Annotated in this window: 14 protein-coding genes; 6 read left to right on the top strand and 8 right to left on the bottom strand. The window is 53.4% G+C overall.

Going from position 1 to position 15,662, the window contains the following annotated elements:
• Positions 1-6: 6 nt before the first annotated feature.
• The 5 genes from cysT to dgt all read right to left on the bottom strand — a co-directional run bounded on the left by cysT (position 7) and on the right by dgt (position 6,916).
• Positions 7-819, bottom strand: a complete 813-nt coding sequence (gene cysT, locus AB8809_RS05880; protein ID WP_010280704.1) for a sulfate ABC transporter permease subunit CysT — start codon at positions 817-819, stop codon at positions 7-9.
• Between the two features lie 152 nt (positions 820-971).
• Positions 972-1,976 (bottom strand): sulfate ABC transporter substrate-binding protein, encoded by a 1,005-nt coding sequence (locus AB8809_RS05875; RefSeq protein ID WP_369987577.1) that lies wholly within the window; start codon positions 1,974-1,976, stop codon positions 972-974.
• Positions 1,977-2,367: 391 nt separating this feature from the next.
• Positions 2,368-3,525, bottom strand: a complete 1,158-nt coding sequence (locus tag AB8809_RS05870; RefSeq protein ID WP_015841264.1) for a CdaR family transcriptional regulator — start codon at positions 3,523-3,525, stop codon at positions 2,368-2,370.
• 232 nt (positions 3,526-3,757) lie between these two features.
• Positions 3,758-5,215, bottom strand: coding sequence for a serine endoprotease DegP (gene degP / locus AB8809_RS05865; RefSeq protein WP_349856593.1), 1,458 nt, complete (start codon positions 5,213-5,215; stop codon positions 3,758-3,760).
• Positions 5,216-5,404: 189 nt separating this feature from the next.
• On the bottom strand, positions 5,405-6,916 hold the full coding sequence (dgt, locus tag AB8809_RS05860) for a dGTPase (RefSeq protein ID WP_181848660.1): 1,512 nt from the start codon (positions 6,914-6,916) through the stop codon (positions 5,405-5,407).
• Between the two features lie 121 nt (positions 6,917-7,037).
• On the opposite strand from dgt, the gene mtnN reads away from it, so the two are divergent.
• From mtnN to AB8809_RS05845, 3 genes are all read left to right on the top strand, one after another.
• The gene (mtnN, locus tag AB8809_RS05855; RefSeq protein ID WP_015841267.1) at positions 7,038-7,736 is read left to right on the top strand and encodes a 5'-methylthioadenosine/S-adenosylhomocysteine nucleosidase; all 699 of its coding nucleotides are present in this window, start codon (positions 7,038-7,040) and stop codon (positions 7,734-7,736) included.
• A 2-nt stretch (positions 7,737-7,738) separates the two neighbouring features.
• Positions 7,739-8,569 carry a vitamin B12 ABC transporter substrate-binding protein BtuF gene (btuF, locus tag AB8809_RS05850; RefSeq protein ID WP_349856592.1) on the top strand — a complete coding sequence of 277 codons (831 nt, stop codon included), beginning with the start codon at positions 7,739-7,741 and terminating at the stop codon, positions 8,567-8,569.
• A 231-nt stretch (positions 8,570-8,800) separates the two neighbouring features.
• On the top strand, positions 8,801-9,079 hold the full coding sequence (locus AB8809_RS05845) for a hypothetical protein (protein WP_181830594.1): 279 nt from the start codon (positions 8,801-8,803) through the stop codon (positions 9,077-9,079).
• A 263-nt stretch (positions 9,080-9,342) separates the two neighbouring features.
• Here the strand turns inward: AB8809_RS05845 and erpA are convergent, their stop codons facing one another.
• Complete coding sequence (gene erpA / locus AB8809_RS05840; RefSeq protein WP_015841270.1) at positions 9,343-9,690, bottom strand: iron-sulfur cluster insertion protein ErpA; 348 nt, start codon at positions 9,688-9,690, stop codon at positions 9,343-9,345.
• A gap of 79 nt (positions 9,691-9,769) precedes the next feature.
• Positions 9,770-11,185 carry a H(+)/Cl(-) exchange transporter ClcA gene (gene clcA, locus AB8809_RS05835; protein ID WP_349856591.1) on the bottom strand — a complete coding sequence of 472 codons (1,416 nt, stop codon included), beginning with the start codon at positions 11,183-11,185 and terminating at the stop codon, positions 9,770-9,772.
• A 173-nt stretch (positions 11,186-11,358) separates the two neighbouring features.
• Here clcA and hemL point away from each other — a divergent pair, with 173 nt between their 5' ends.
• Together hemL and AB8809_RS05825 are read left to right on the top strand one after the other, a co-directional pair.
• A complete protein-coding gene (gene hemL / locus AB8809_RS05830) occupies positions 11,359-12,639 on the top strand; it encodes a glutamate-1-semialdehyde 2,1-aminomutase (protein WP_349856590.1) in 1,281 nt (426 codons plus the stop codon).
• A 150-nt stretch (positions 12,640-12,789) separates the two neighbouring features.
• Entirely contained in the window at positions 12,790-13,413 is a 624-nt protein-coding gene (locus AB8809_RS05825) for a glutathione S-transferase family protein (protein ID WP_205947720.1), read from the top strand.
• Positions 13,414-13,435: 22 nt separating this feature from the next.
• Here the strand turns inward: AB8809_RS05825 and AB8809_RS05820 are convergent, their stop codons facing one another.
• Positions 13,436-14,896, bottom strand: coding sequence for a PLP-dependent aminotransferase family protein (locus tag AB8809_RS05820; RefSeq protein WP_181830597.1), 1,461 nt, complete (start codon positions 14,894-14,896; stop codon positions 13,436-13,438).
• A gap of 135 nt (positions 14,897-15,031) precedes the next feature.
• Here AB8809_RS05820 and AB8809_RS05815 point away from each other — a divergent pair, with 135 nt between their 5' ends.
• Positions 15,032-15,622, top strand: a complete 591-nt coding sequence (locus AB8809_RS05815) for a LysE family translocator (RefSeq protein ID WP_349856589.1) — start codon at positions 15,032-15,034, stop codon at positions 15,620-15,622.
• Positions 15,623-15,662: the final 40 nt, after the last annotated feature.

Here is a 15,662-nt window from a genome sequence, read left to right as displayed (position 1 = left end):
CAGCCCTTACAGTTTCGGTTGAATGCGGCGCTGCAACACGTTAATCAGCAGCAGCATAATGAAAGAAACCAGCAGCATGAACACGCCGATCCCGGTTGCTCCCTTATAGTCATACTGATCGAGCTTGGAGACGATCAGCAGCGGCAGGATTTCGGTTTTAAACGGAATGTTCCCCGCGATAAACACCACGGAGCCGTACTCTCCCACGCCGCGGGCAAAGGCCAGTGCAAAGCCTGTCAGCCACGCCGGTAACAGCGCAGGAAGCAAAACATGGCGGAAAACCTGAAGCGGACGCGCGCCCAGACAGGCGGCAGCCTCTTCGACTTCTTTCGGAATATCGGCCAGTACCGGTTGCAGCGTTCTGACCACGAAAGGCAGCGTGACAAAAATAAGCGCCAGCGTGATGCCAATCCCGGTGTAGGCGATTTTGAACGGAAACAGCGAGCCAATCAGGCCATTCGGTGCATACAGCGCCGTCAGAGCAATCCCCGCGACCGCAGTGGGCAGCGCGAAAGGCATGTCGATCATGGCATCGATCACTTTACGGCCGGGAAAGGTATAACGCACAAGAACCCAGGCCAGCAGCGTCCCGAGAATACCGTTAATAAAAGCCGCAGCCAGCGCCGTACCAAACGAAAGCCGCAGGGAGAAAAGCACCTGACGGCTGGTTATCAGATCCCAAAACTGGCCGAACGTTAGTTGGCTGGCATATAAAAACATCCCCGCCAACGGAATGAGGACAATTAATCCTAAATAGCTCAGGCTAAACCCTAACGTTAGCCCGAAACCGGGAATCACTGAGGAAGAACGCTGTGACATACCGTGCCTTTAATTTTCATACTCACTACCCAGCCAACAACTGCTTGCCGACACGCGCTACCTGACAGAAGGTTTCGGGCAGCTGTCGCCAGCCTTTTAACCTGAAAAAAGCCGCTAGGTGATAGCGGCCTTAATCCGTCAGACGTTAAAACTTACTTATTGATCTCTTTAAAGATTGCGTCGAACACGCCGCCATCATTAAAGAATTTATCCTGTGCCGCTTTCCAGCCACCGAAGTCCTTATCGATCGTCACCAGATTCACCGGTGCAAACTGATCCTTAAACTCTTCGGCAATCTTGGCGTTACGTGGGCGGTAGAAATTTTTACCGATGATGCGCTGCGCTTCATCGCTGTAAAGGTATTGCAGATAAGCTTCAGCCTGTTTCTGCGTTCCCTTGCGCTCAACGACTTTGTCCACAACGGCAACCGGCGGTTCAGCCAGAATTGACAAAGATGGTGTGACGATCTCAAGCTGATCGCCGCCCTGCTCTTGCAGAGACAGGTACGCTTCGTTTTCCCATGCCAGCAGCACATCGCCTAACTGACGCTGTACAAAGCTAATGGTTGCCCCACGCGCACCGGTATCGAGAACGGGCGCATGACGATACAGTTCAGTCACAAATTTCAGTGCGGTTTCATCATTACCGCCCGGTTGCGCTTTGGCATACGCCCATGCAGCCAGGAAGTTCCAACGTGCGCCGCCAGAAGTTTTCGGGTTTGGTGTGATGACTTCAACGCCCGGCTTCACCAGATCGTTCCAGTCTTTGATTTGCTTTGGATTACCTTTACGCACCAGAAAAACGATGGTGGAGGTATAAGGCGTGCTGTTGTCAGGCAAACGCGCCTGCCACTTAGGATCGATCAGCTGTTGATTCAGGTTTAATGCATCAATATCACCGGCCAGCGCCAGCGTCACCACATCGGCCTGCAAGCCGTCAATCACCGAACGCGCCTGCTTTCCAGAACCGCCGTGCGAATTTTTGATAGTGATATCTTCACCGGTGGTCGCTTTCCAATGCTTAATAAACGCCGCATTGTATTGCTGATACAGTTCACGCGTCGGATCGTAAGACACGTTTAATAATTCGGTAGCCGCCGAGGCCACACCGGAAAACAACAGTGCTGCCGTAGCAACAGATAACCCCAGACGACGTATTGACATTCTTATCACTCCCTAATGCTCGAAAGTATCAGATAAAATCATGACGGATGTGACTGATTCATAACTTAAATAATTCGATTTGCAGGGCAAAACACGATCGTTTTGCACAGCACGCATGCAGCTTGAAATAGGATGGGTATATCAGGCTGACAACATGGAAGTGACAATAGTGGATATAGGGAGGGGGCAAAAATATTGTTTCGCGATAATTTATGCTATCGCGTTATATTGTTAATGGTTATGTAATAGTTTTCAATCTAAGCAATTTTATTGCAGCAGACCTCTTTTTTTGCGAGTAAAACTGAGATAACCCTGATGCCCTGCGGCATCAGGTGAGTACGGCGGAGAACAAACAGGGTTAAGTAAAAACCGTCAATTTTCAGCCCTACTCTTCTTCATCCAACTGCAAAGCCACGTACAGCAACAGACGGTCGTCGAAATTTCCCAGATCTAAACCCGTCAATTCAGAGATGCGATTGAGACGATACTCCAGCGTATTGCGGTGAATAAATAGCGCTTTCGCCGTCGCGCCGGGCTGAACGTTATTACGGAACCAGGCACCCAGCGTCCGGCGCAGCAGACCATTGCCGTCCATCGCTTTAAGCTTCGAGAGCGGCCGCACCAGTTCATTTGCCTGCCAACCGCCACGCAGGCTGTCCAGCAGTACGGGTAACATCAGATCCTGATAGTAATAACAGCGCTGAGCAGGCATACGCTGTTTGCCCACGCTCATGGTTGTGCGCGCCGTGCGATAGGAACGCGCGATACTGCCGGGGCCGGCAAAATAGTTCCCCAGCGCCAGCCGCACCCGCAACCGACTGCTTTCCGCCATGCGCGACATTAGCGTATCCACCCGCCGCCGATGATCTTCTGCATCCCAACGCCCGTGGCTGTTCAACGCCGGTTTTAGCACCACCATTTCTGTCAGGGAAACGATCGCGATCAGGTTGTCACGTTCCGGCGTGGTCAGCAGCGTCTGCAACTGCTGTAGCTCCGCCATGGCGGAATCCACCCCAAGCTGCCCGCTGTCCACTTCGATCACCGCCGCGACGCGTGGCTTATTCAGATCGATGCCTAAGCGCTGCGCCCACTCCATGAGGGCGGGAGAAAGATCGTCAGTACGGATCAAGTTCAGCACCAACTCTTCACGCAGACGGCTATCCTGCGCCAGCATATGCAACAACCTCGCCTGTTCCAGCATCATTTCCGCCGTCATACAGACCAGTTCGCCGTACTGTCGCAGCTGGCTGGGATTGCCCGTTAAACCGATAACGCCAACGATTTCACCGTCGATGCGCAAGGGTAAATTGATCCCCGGACGCACGCCGTGCAGGTGGCGCGCCACGGCATCATCAATATCAACGACTCGCCCCTGCGAAAGTGCCAGCAGCGCCCCTTCGTGCAGTTCCCCCAATCGTTCCTGATCGCCACTGCCGATAATCTTACCGCGAGCATCCATCACGTTGATATTGCTATCAATGATCTGCATGGTCCGCGCGACAATATCCTGTGCCATCTTGGCATTGAGATGATACGACGCCATTTTTACCTCTGAGAGGAACATTGACAATTGCACCAGCATACCGCCACACCGTGCGCCACACATTGTGCAAATTAACAAAGAAACGGGAATTAGATTAAATCTGTGGAAGAACTCACAAAAGCGCTTTCATGGAGAAGCAAGAAGTCGTCGGGCACCGGAGTGCCCGACCAGATAATCAACGTAACAAGCTGTCTTAAAAGGCAATTATCAACTTACACGTTGAACAGAGCGGTTATTGAGCCAGCAGATAAATCGTGCTGTCGCCACGGCGTACATTCAAGGCTAATACAGCCGGCTTGCTATCCAGAATTTTGCGCAACTCGCCAATATTCTGTACGGCCTGTTGGTTGACACCGAGAATAATGTCGTCCTTCTTCAGGCCAATTTTAGCCGCAGCGGACCCCGGTTTAACGTTATCCACCTTGACGCCTTTTGCGCCGTCCACCTGCGTATTGCTCAGCTCGGCGCCTTCAATGCCAGAGTAGAGATTGCCGGAAGCCACCTGAGCCTGATTGCTCTGTTGCAGCGTCACCTCTACCGTCAGCGGTTTACCCTCACGCAGCAGCCCCAACGCCACTTTGCTGCCCACCGGCAGCGAGCCAACCTGCGCACGCAACGCGGAGAAGCTGCTGACCGCTTTGCCATTCAGCGTGACGATCACATCCCCCGCCTTGATGCCTGCTTCGTCTGCCGCCGACTTCGGCCGCACCTGGCTCACAAACGCGCCACGCTGGGCATCAACCTTCATTGCCTGCGCCAGTTCGGAGTTCAATTCCGTCCCGGTGATACCCAGCTCGCCGCGCTTCACTTCACCAAATTCGACAATCTGTGCCACGACGCTTTTCACCATATTGCTGGGGATAGCAAAACCAATCCCGATATTGCCGCCATCTGGCGCAAGAATCGCGGTATTCAGACCAACCAGTTCCCCATTCAGATTCACCAGCGCGCCACCGGAATTCCCCCGGTTAATCGCCGCATCGGTCTGAATAAAGTTCTCGTAGTTTTCAATATTCAACCCGCTACGCCCCAGCGCGGACACGATGCCCGATGTCGCCGTTTCGCCCAGACCATACGGGTTACCAATCGCTACCGTGTAATCACCAACCCGCAGTTGATCGGAATCGGCGACCTTAATCGCGGTCAGATTTTTAAAGTCTTTCAACTGCACCAGCGCGATATCAGAACGCGGGTCTTTGCCTAACACTTTGCCGTCATACTTGCGGCCATCGCTGAGGCGAACCTGAATCTTATCGGCGTTCTCCACCACATGGCTGTTGGTCACCACGTAGCCTTTTTCCGCATTAATCACAACGCCCGCGCCCAGTGCCTGGAAGTTTTCCTGTTTTGGTTGCTGCTGGCCGTCGCCATCGTCGTCACCGTCTCCCTGACACATCGGCGACGACTGGAACGGCGAACCGTCCTGACAGAAAGGCGAGTTCTCACCAAAAAACGGCTGAAGCTGCGGCGGAATGCCTTCTTTGCCGGCATTGTTTTCTTTCGTGGTATGCCCTTCCACGTAGATGCTTACGACGGAAGGCATGACCTTTTCCAGCATAGGAGCCAGGCTGGGTAATTGACCCGATGACGCGGCAGACGCCGCTGACTCAGCCGCATTCGCCGTGGTAGTACCCATCGCCATCGCCAGACTTAACGCCAGCGCACTCAAAACCAGTGATTTTCTTTTCATAGGAATATGTCTCATAGTAATCAACACGCAAGTCTTACGGCCTGTGTACCCAACACCGGGTACACTCAGTGGTCGTGCTGTATGAGATAAATATGGACCAACAATGTTCCCGAGGGGAAGATCGTGAAGCGTAAGGAAATATTGAACGGCTTTACAAAACTCGCGATTTCCATTGCCGTCTGTTCATCGCTAATCTGCCGCCATCAGCTTGCGGTATTCATCGTAGGCATACAAATCCGTCATACCGCTGATGTAATCCTGAATCAGACGCGCGCGATAGTAATATTCACGGACGATTCGCTCGTTTTCGGGTAATGCCTCCAGCGCGGCAACCGCTTCGCAGTAGGCCAGACAGTGTTTGCTGGATAGCTTGTGATAAAGCCGAGTTTCAATCGGATAGCGTCTGTGCGTGTCGTCGCGGACAAGCTGACTGAAATCCTGATAGGGCATTTCGAGCAGCGGACTATAAATATCTAGCAGGCCACGAATCACGCGATCCCCTTGTAGCTCAAGCTGTTCAACCTCATGATGATTAAAAACGTGCTTTAAGGCGACGCGTTTGAAAATACCTAATAAGCGGTTCTGCGGGCTGTCGTCTTCAAGCAACGCCTGATTGAACGAGCCGGCATAGACTTCAGGAAGGTTATCGATAAAGCGCAGCGCAGCATGCGGCACCATTTGCCCCACGGTATAAACGCGAAGATTCATGAAAAACTGATCATCCTGACTGCGCCATTGCAAACGCTTACGTTCTTTGTAAGCACGTTCGATAGTTTTAGCGAAGATGTCTTTCTCTTCTCCCTCACCCCAATTCTCGCGCAAGCGATCGTAAAGTTCTTCGATCGTGAGCATATCTTTCTCGACGGCATCTTCCAGATCCGCAATACAGTAAGAAACGTCATCGGCCGCTTCCATAATGTAGCTCAGAGGATGGCGATGAAATTCCCCCATATCCAGCTCTTCACGCAGTTTGGCGACAAACGCTTCTTCTGCCAGATAGTAGCCCGGCTTCTTCATTAAATAGTCATAGTCTGGCGGAAGCTTACCGTGCCAATACGCGGGGCGGGTATATTTCAAAATACAGGCGACCTGCCCGTAGGTCAGGTTAAGTTTCAGCAGCGTGTGAACCAGTCTGATCGCCTGTGCGTTGCCTTCAAAATGGCTCAGATCCTGCCGGATTTTCCCACGCAATTCATCCAAGCCGTCTTGCTGCATCCGCAGCACAGGGGATTTACAATCATCGACATGCTCAGGGAATTCACTGTCCAGATAGTGGCTATCCAGCCATTTTCTGAACCATTGGTTAATTGCCGATTCGCCAAAATGCCCAAAAGGCGGATTACCGATGTCATGCATCAGGCACGCCATTTCGACCATGCTTTCAAACGGCGTTTGTCTATCGTCAAGACCCAACTCTGCGAGTCGCCCATCGCCTTGCAGGCGGTGCAAAATCTCTTTGGCGATATAGCGCCCCACCTGCTGAACTTCCATCGAATGGGTCAGACGGGAACGAACAGCCGCGTTACGTTCCAGCGGGAAGACCTGAGTTTTTTGCTGTAAACGGCGGATGGCGGCGGAGTTAATAATACGCCCCCGATCGCTCTCAAACTGGCGCACGATCGTATAAGCATCCTCAGCCGTTTTAGGTCGGCTGAAATGTCGCTGAAAGCTCATTTTTTTGGCGAAATCGATATCAGACATACGGTTCTCCCTATCATCCCGCTACAGCAAAATAATGCACACTCCATCTCATCCCGCTAGCCATGATAGACTAACCCCAGCTACACGCCTTCCATTTATAACAGAATTTGCGGGGAACCTTATGAAAGTCGGTATTATCGGCGCGATGGAACAAGAAGTAACGCTGCTGCGCGATCGGATTGAAAACCGTCAAACCTTCCAGCGTGCAGGTTGCGAAATTTACACTGGACAAATCAACGGTGTAGATGTCGCTCTGCTGAAATCCGGTATCGGCAAAGTTTCCGCCGCGCTGGGCACCACGCTGTTGCTGGAGCACAGCAAGCCAGACGTCGTAATTAACACCGGCTCCGCAGGCGGGCTGGCACCTAGCTTGAACGTGGGTGATATCGTGGTTTCCGATGAAGTACGCTACCACGACGCCGACGTCACAGCCTTTGGCTATGAACCCGGCCAGATGGCGGGCTGCCCTGCCGCTTTCGCTGCCGATGAAAAACTCATCGCGCTGGCACAGGAAGCGATTGCTGATTTACAGCTAAACGCCGTACGCGGTCTGGTGGTCAGCGGTGATGCCTTCATTAACGGCGCAGAACCATTAGCACGCATCCGCACGACCTTCCCGAAAGCAATCGCGGTGGAAATGGAAGCGACGGCGATCGCCCATGTCTGCCATCAGTTCGCCGTCCCGTTTGTGGTTGTGCGTGCCATTTCTGATGTAGCCGATAAAGCATCACACCTGAGTTTCGATGAATTCCTAAGCGTTGCCGCGCAGCAATCAACGCGGATGGTGGAAGCGATTCTGGCCAAGCTGGCCGCACGTTAATCGTGACTCTCAGGTTCCTCTCCTGGCTGACCGGGCTACTGCTCTGCACCGCCGCTTATGCCCTTCCACAGCGTGTCATTAGCCTCGCACCACACGCAACGGAAATGGCCTATGCAGCAGGCATGGGCGAACAGCTGATTGCGGTCAGCGCCTGGTCAGATTACCCACCAGAAGCGAAAAAGCTGGAACAGGTGGCTTCCTGGCAAGGAATCAACCTGGAGCGGATCCTCGCGCTTAAGCCCGATCTGATTCTGGCCTGGCGCGAGGGCAATCCACAACGGCCTCTGGAACAGCTCGCCAACTTCTCGATTCCCATCGTTTATCTGGATGCAAAAACGTTAGACGATATCCCCGCGTCATTGCGACAGTTGGCGACCTACAGCCGCCATCCAGAGCAAGCCGAACGGGCTGCGACAGATTTTCAGCAGGAAATAGGCAGGCTACGGCACACGGGTGAGGGGCAGAACGCAGCATCACTTCGGGTATTCATTCAATTCGGCACTCAGCCGCTGTTTACTTCGTCGCAAGCCACGCTGCAAAGCCAGATCGTTTCGCTGTGCGGCGCAGAAAATATCTTTAGCGATAGCCCAGTGCCCTGGCCGCAGGTTAGCCGTGAACAGGTGTTAAGGCGACAACCACAGGCCATTATTATCGGCGGTTCGCCAGATAAAATTGCCAGCGTGCAGACGTTTTGGCAGCCGCAATTAGCAGTGCCAGTGATTACCGTGAATGAAGACTGGTTTAGCCGTAGCGGCCCACGTTTGCTATTGGCAGCTCAACAAATTTGTTCTCAATTAACAGCATTAAGCCCCGGCTCTTCGTCAGCAAAGTGATTGTTAATTAACATGGTGAAATCACTTCGATAACAATAGCTTCATTAATATACAAGTTGTAACACTCACAGGCTTTTATTTCGCCAACATTTGCCGATAATCTGAGCGTAACGGTGGAATTATAGGCATCATTGATGGCATTAATTACCACCCGGCGATAAAGACAAAGCAATACAAAATGAGAAAATTTTGAACCGGCAGCGGTTCCTTTAACACCAGGTAGCTTTAACTATGAAAAATGCGTTGCTTTACGCGGGCTTACTGATGGTAGCCTGTACCACGGCATATGCAGGGAATCAGGGTGGGCAAATTAACGCTCAACTGACGATACTACCGGCGTGCGGCGTAACGCCTCAATCCGGCCAATATCAAATGACATGTAACGTAGCCTCTGCCCCACAACCTAAGATTACTGAGTCACGTATTCAGATCGATCAGGCAAAACTTTCTGCTTCTGCGGCAAAAACTACGCAGAGTCCGGAAACGCGTCTGATTACGGTTGAATGGTAATCACAGTAAAAAATACGCGGCGTATTCTTTTAATTAGCGCCTCTTGTGACAAATTGCTGGTTTACTATGCCCTAAATAATTCGAGTTGCATGAAGGCGGCAACCGAGCGAATCCCCAGGAGCTTACACAGGTAAGTGACTGGGGTGAGTAAGGGCAGCCAACGCACAAGCAGTTTGAAGTATGACGGGCATATAAAAAAACCGTGTCTTGGGAACAAGACACGGTTTTTGTTTTCTTAGTCGGCCCATCACCGCAATGCGGGATCAGACGCTGAAAGAGGAACCACAGCCACAGGTGGATTTCGCATTCGGATTCGTCACGACAAAGCGAGAACCTTCCAGCCCTTCGGTATAATCCACCGCACCGCCAACCAGATATTGCAGGCTCATCGGGTCAACCACCAGCGACACCCCTTGCTTCTCAATGGTCATATCGCCGTCGTTGATTTGATCATCAAAGGTAAAACCGTACTGGAAGCCGCTACAGCCGCCACCCGTGATATACACGCGCAGTTTCAGCTCTGGGTTTTCTTCATCAGCAATCAGGTTTTTCACCTTGCTTGCCGCTGCATCAGTAAATTGCAGAGGCAGTGCTGCTATATCGTCGCTCATATTTTTACTCCCAACTCAGGGCTTATCAGGTGATAGACCCATATTCATACGCTTATTATCCGGCAGTCTGCGAAAACGTTCAAGATTTGACAGAAATTGTTGAATTAATCTGCTGCTCCTGCTCAGCCACCGCCTGTCGCTGCAGCGTCCTCGCCAGAATAGAAGAATATAGCGGCTTCCCTCCCAGAAACTGCGCCAACAGTGTCGCGCCCAGACAGGTCACGATCATGGGTAAGATCAGCTGGTAGTTGTCAGTCATTTCCAACACCAGAACGATGCCGGTGAGCGGAGCACGAACCGATGCCGCGAACAGTGCCCCCATACCCGCCACAGCAAACGTACTGGCGCCAATCGCATAATCAGGAAACAACTGACTGGCCGCCATACCAAACGCAGCTCCAAGCAGTGTTCCCAACGCCAACATCGGTGCAAAAATCCCCCCTGGCGCGCCCGATCCGAAACAAAGCAGCGTCATGAAGACGCGGATTATAAAGATCACAAAGAGCATACTAATGCTGTAATGCTCCGCCGCCGCAAGGGGAATAAGCGTAAACCCGCCTCCGGTTGCTTCATGAAAAACAATAGACAGCACGCCACAGAGGCCGCCCGCCAGTGCGCCGACCAGCAGGAAGCGAGACATCCGTTTACCGTGGAAGGCCAAAAATAGCGCCTGAGTACGTAACACCAGGGCATTAAACACCACGCCGACAACGCCAAAAATAATCCCAAGCACCAAATATAACCACAGCGTCTTGAGCGGTGCGGAAGGCAATTGCCCTATATCGATCACAGCCTGTTCGCCGTTGAAGAGACGAAATACGATGCTCGACATAATGACGCCGATGAAGACCGCTTTAATTGAGATGAGGCTATAGCGGAACTGAGGCCGCATTTCCTCAATAATAAAAAGTATTCCGGCCAGCGGCGCATTAAAGGCAGCGGATAGCCCGGCCGCCGCACCGGTAGCAAGCAATGAGTGCCGCCCGTCCTGCTGTCTTTTGGGCAACATGTCCGCAACCATGCCGCCAATATTTCCCCCCAACTGCACCGTTGGGCCTTCACGACCTAGCACCATTCCCGATCCGAGCGTGCCAATACCGCCAAAAAACTTAACGGGCAATACGCGCCACCAGCGTACCGGTCTGAGTTCTTCTAACGCGCCTTCAATTTCGGGAATCCCCGATCCACCCGCTTCTGGAGCGAATCGCCGAACCAGAAAATATCCCCATACCGCAAGTACAGCCGACACCGCCGCAGCAACAAGCCAGCTCACCCCGCTTTCAGGAAAATGCGTCAAGAGTGCCATTCGCTGTTGTATAACCCAGTTCACCGTACGTTCAAATGCCACGCCGACCAACCCGGTTAACGTTCCTACTATCGCCGCCAGCAGAAGAATCAACGCGGGGGTTTTATCGCGCCGCATAAATTGTGCGATGGCAGCACGGCGCTCCGCCGCAGAAGAAACGGGTGTAGAAAGTCTGATCACAACGGTCATAACCAAAAAAGAGAAATAAGAGTCACTATGTTACCCCTTAAGGATAAAACTGCCTATTTGACCAGAACAGAAGACAAAGAGACCCGCATCTGCTGATACAGCGATTTCATAACGGCGGTCAGTTTATTAGAATACCCCTACATTTTACGATTAAGACCAGTCAGGACCGCGTAATGAACAAATCTGAAAGCCTGTATGCTGCGGCACAGCAACTTATTCCCGGCGGTGTAAACTCACCCGTTCGTGCTTTTAACGGCGTCGGCGGTACCCCGCTGTTCATCGAACGGGCTGATGGCGCTTATCTCTACGACGCCGACGAACAAGCGTACATTGATTACGTGGGATCGTGGGGTCCAATGGTGCTGGGGCACAATCACCCGGCAATTCGTGATGTGGTGATCGCCGCCGCAGAACGCGGCCTGAGTTTTGGCGCGCCGACCGAAATGGAAGTGCAGATGGCACGTCTGGTGACCTCGCTGGTGCCCAGCATGGACATGGTGCGGATGGTCAACTCCGGCACCGAAGCCACCATGAGCGCAATTCGTCTGGCACGTGGCTACACCGGTCGCGACAAAATCATTAAATTTGAAGGCTGCTACCACGGCCACGCCGATTGCCTGTTGGTGAAAGCCGGTTCCGGCGCGCTGACGCTGGGTCAACCGAACTCTCCCGGCGTTCCTGCTGATTTCGCCCGCCATACGCTAACCTGCGTCTATAACGATCTGTCATCTGTACGCGCGGCGTTTGAACAATACCCTGACGAAATCGCTGCAATCATTGTCGAACCCGTTGCAGGCAACATGAACTGCGTTCCACCGCTGCCGGATTTCCTTCCTGGCCTGCGCGCCCTGTGCGACGAGTTTGGTGCCCTGTTCATCATCGATGAAGTGATGACCGGCTTCCGCGTCGCACTGGCGGGTGCACAGTCGCACTACGGCGTGGTGCCGGATCTGACCTGTCTGGGGAAAATCATCGGCGGCGGCATGCCAGTTGGCGCATTCGGCGGCAAGCGTGAAGTCATGCAGGCACTGGCACCGACCGGTCCGGTTTATCAGGCGGGAACACTGTCCGGCAACCCGATTGCTATGGCGGCAGGCTTTGCCTGTTTGACGGAAGTCGCAAAACCCGGTGTCCATGAAAAACTCACCGCGTTGACCAATCAGCTGGCAGAAGGCCTGCTAGCTGCCGCGAAAGCCGAAAACATTCCGCTAGTCGTGAATCAGGCGGGCGGTATGTTTGGTCTGTTCTTCACGGATGCCGAGAGCGTCACCTGCTATCAGGATGTGATGAAGTGCGACGTCGAGCGCTTTAAGCTGTTCTTCCACATGATGCTGGAAGAAGGGGTTTATCTCGCGCCGTCCGCTTTTGAAGCGGGCTTTATGTCGCTAGCGCATACGCCACAGGACATCGACCGCACCATCGAAGCCGCACAGCTCTGCTTCTCACGCCTGTAACGTTTACCTCGACGGCGTCACTCGCTGACGCCGTCGCGACTCAATTTATCCCTTCCTCCCTTTTTTTCGTCAGGATTCTCGTTTGAGAATGACAAGCCGTTTCAAATTGGTTATGAGTAAGTGTCTGTTCCTGAAAATAGCGGAGAGGTCATGTTAAAAATTCTAGGGCGCACATCGTCGATCAACGTTCGGAAAGTGCTATGGCTGTGCGATGAGTTGGCGATTCCCTTTCACCGAGAAGACTGGGGTGAGGGCTATCAGTCACCCCAATCACCAGCGTTTTTGGCGCTCAATCCTAATGCCATGATACCGGTTATTCAGGATGACGATTTTGTCATGTGGGAATCGAACGCGATTATACGTTACCTCGCCAACGCAAAGGACGGCGCCTGGCTCTACCCGCAGGATCCACGCAGCCGTGCGACGGTCGATCAATGGATCGACTGGCAGGCTAACGAGCTCAATCCTTCATGGCGTTACGCTTTTATGTCGCTGGTGCGTCAGTCTCCCGCCCATCAGGATCCCCAGCTCTTGACGGCATCCTGCAATCTTTGGTCGCGCACCATGGGCATTTTGAATCAACAACTGGAGCGAACCGGCCACTACGTTGCAGGACAAGCGTTTACGCTGGCCGACATTCCCATTGGGCTATCGGTAAACCGCTGGTATGAAACGCCGCTGGAACACACGGACTATCCCGCCGTTCGCGCCTACTATGAGCGCTTAAGCGAGCGCGCAGGCTATCTGACCTGGGGACGCAACGGCACGCCATAACGCGATGTTCATAGGGATAAGACTACGTTGCGCTACCCGGCCCGATACCGCTCATCTCACACGCCAGCGCCCCCGCGCGCTTAAGTGCATACGTATAGCGTTCATCAAACGGGTAGCAGCACGATAGCCGAAGCCCGTGCTTACAGCGGCCGCTCAGCGTGTAAAGCTCGCCGGGCGTGACGCAAATCTGCTCTTGCAGCAGGCGATGGAACAATTCAACACCATCCACCCCGCCCGGCAACTCCAGCCAGAAGACAAAACCGCCCTGCGGCTGCGTCGCCCGCGTCCCCTGCGGGAAATGTCGGGCGATCAGCCCACGTGCTTCATCCATCTGTGCGGCATAGCGACGGCGCAGCGTACGCAGATGGTGATCGTAACCTCCGGACTCCAGAAACTGCGCCAGTGTTTCCGATAGCAGCGCCGATTCCGCCATTGACGATACCGCTTTCAGCCGCGCCACTTTGGCACGGAAACGGCCCGACGCCATCCAGCCAATGCGAAAATCCGGTGCCAGCGTTTTCGTGAAGCTGGAGCAGTAAATCACCCAGCCTTCGCGGTCGAAGGCTTTCACCGTCGGCGACAGCGGCCAGGTAAACTGAAGTTCGCTGTATAACCCATCCTCAATAAGCGGCACCTGATAGTCATTCACCAGCTTTGCCAGCCGCTTTTTATCCTCCAGCGTCATACTGCACCCTAGTGGATTCTGTGCGTTCGGCATCGCGATAATCGCCTGTAGCCTCCCTTCTGACAGCAGCAGTTCCAGCGCATCCAGCGCGAGGCCGCGTTGTGGATCGGTGGGAATCTCCACCGTTTTCAATCCCAGACTGGCCAGCAGAGGAAAGAGATAAAAATAGGTTGGCGTTTCCAGCCCGACACAATCGCCCGGCTGCGTCACCGTGCGCAGTGCCAGCTGTAGCGCCTCCATACAGCCGTGGGTGATCGTGATGTCTTCACGAGTCAAGGTCATGCCCAAATCCATCGCACGCCGCGCCACTTCGCGCCGCAGTCGCTCACTGCCCGGAGGTAGCGCATAACGGCCAATCAGGTCGGGCTGTCGCCGCAATAGGGAAGCGGTAATACGGCTAATCTTTTCGGTCGGATAGAAATCGGCATGCTGTGGGCACGCCAGAGATATGTTGGTGTAATCCGGGTGTGTCTGGGCAGCAAACACGGTATCAATCAGATCCAGTTTCTCACTGCCCGGCACAATCACCTGCGCACGATGCGGCTTACTTTCCGTCAGCGACGGCAGACGACCTCGAACAAAATAGCCCGACTGTGGCCGTGCTTCGATCAACCCGCGATCTTCGAGAATACGCCAGGCATTCAACACCGTGTTGACACTCACCTGATGCGATCCGGCGACGCGACGAATAGAAGGCAAGCGGCTTCCCGGCGCTAACGTCCCTTGATGAATCGCCGTGGCGAAGGTTTCCGCGAGCTGTTGATAGAGCGTACTTTCTTGTGAGTCGATGATGGACACAGTTCCCCCGCCAGCCGATGAGTACAGTTAACGATTAATGCAATTTGTACCCATTACAATAATCGTTTTGTGTATCTGTAACCATTTATTTTTTCTGCCTACTATAGTGCTCTTCCCCATCACCAGGATAACACCATGCTCGACCCTTCTTTTTTCAGCTACGTCACCGTCATGTCCATCACGCCGGGCCCCAATAATCTGCTGCTGGCAACCTCAGGCGTCAATTTTGGCCTGCGTCGTACGTTACCGATGATGGTGGGAATTACCGTTGGCTGTGGGATACAAACGGCACTGATGGGTGTGGCTCTGGAACTTCTGCTGAGCTGGATGAGCGTTATTCGCCTCCCTCTGACCGTGCTGGGGTGCGTCTATCTGCTGTGGCTATCGTGGAAAATCGTGCGCTCATCGGCACCGGAATTACAAGGGCGAGTACAGCCGATGACTGCACTGCAAGGAACGCTATTTCAAGCGGTGAACCCGAAGACCTGGCTAATGGCCAGCAACATCGCACTGCTTTATACCGCCAGCAGTGGCCTTTTCACCACAGTCATCGCCTTTATGGCACTCAATCTGCCCTGTGTTTTAGTCTGGGCAGCGCTCGGCGATCGTATCGGCAAACATCTTCAGGAACCGTGGAAACTGAAAGCCTTCAACGGCATTATGGCGTTCTCTCTGCTACTCACCACATGCTGGATGCTGGCTGAAGCCATCAATCTCTCCCGCTAATCACACGGCTGAGGCGGTTTTTTCTTCCCGCCTCAGCCCG

This window comes from Pectobacterium aroidearum, assembly GCF_041228105.1.
In the GTDB taxonomy this organism is placed as follows: domain Bacteria; phylum Pseudomonadota; class Gammaproteobacteria; order Enterobacterales; family Enterobacteriaceae; genus Pectobacterium; species Pectobacterium aroidearum.
Note: the sequence above shows the minus strand (reverse complement) of the source record. Positions and strands in the feature narration are given on the sequence as shown.

Excerpts from the sequence above, each read along its gene's own strand:
- AB8809_RS05825 (WP_205947720.1), top strand. The coding sequence starts at position 12,790 with ATGTTAAAAATTCTAGGGCGCACATCGTCGATCAACGTTCGGAAAGTG.
- AB8809_RS05870 (WP_015841264.1), bottom strand. The coding sequence starts at position 3,525 with ATGGCGTCGTATCATCTCAATGCCAAGATGGCACAGGATATTGTCGCG.
- degP (WP_349856593.1), bottom strand. The coding sequence starts at position 5,215 with ATGAAAAGAAAATCACTGGTTTTGAGTGCGCTGGCGTTAAGTCTGGCG.
- mtnN (WP_015841267.1), top strand. The coding sequence starts at position 7,038 with ATGAAAGTCGGTATTATCGGCGCGATGGAACAAGAAGTAACGCTGCTG.
- erpA (WP_015841270.1), bottom strand. The coding sequence starts at position 9,690 with ATGAGCGACGATATAGCAGCACTGCCTCTGCAATTTACTGATGCAGCG.
- AB8809_RS05815 (WP_349856589.1), top strand. The coding sequence starts at position 15,032 with ATGCTCGACCCTTCTTTTTTCAGCTACGTCACCGTCATGTCCATCACG.
- clcA (WP_349856591.1), bottom strand. The coding sequence starts at position 11,185 with ATGACCGTTGTGATCAGACTTTCTACACCCGTTTCTTCTGCGGCGGAG.
- cysT (WP_010280704.1), bottom strand. The coding sequence starts at position 819 with ATGTCACAGCGTTCTTCCTCAGTGATTCCCGGTTTCGGGCTAACGTTA.
- AB8809_RS05845 (WP_181830594.1), top strand. The coding sequence starts at position 8,801 with ATGAAAAATGCGTTGCTTTACGCGGGCTTACTGATGGTAGCCTGTACC.
- dgt (WP_181848660.1), bottom strand. The coding sequence starts at position 6,916 with ATGTCTGATATCGATTTCGCCAAAAAAATGAGCTTTCAGCGACATTTC.
- hemL (WP_349856590.1), top strand. The coding sequence starts at position 11,359 with ATGAACAAATCTGAAAGCCTGTATGCTGCGGCACAGCAACTTATTCCC.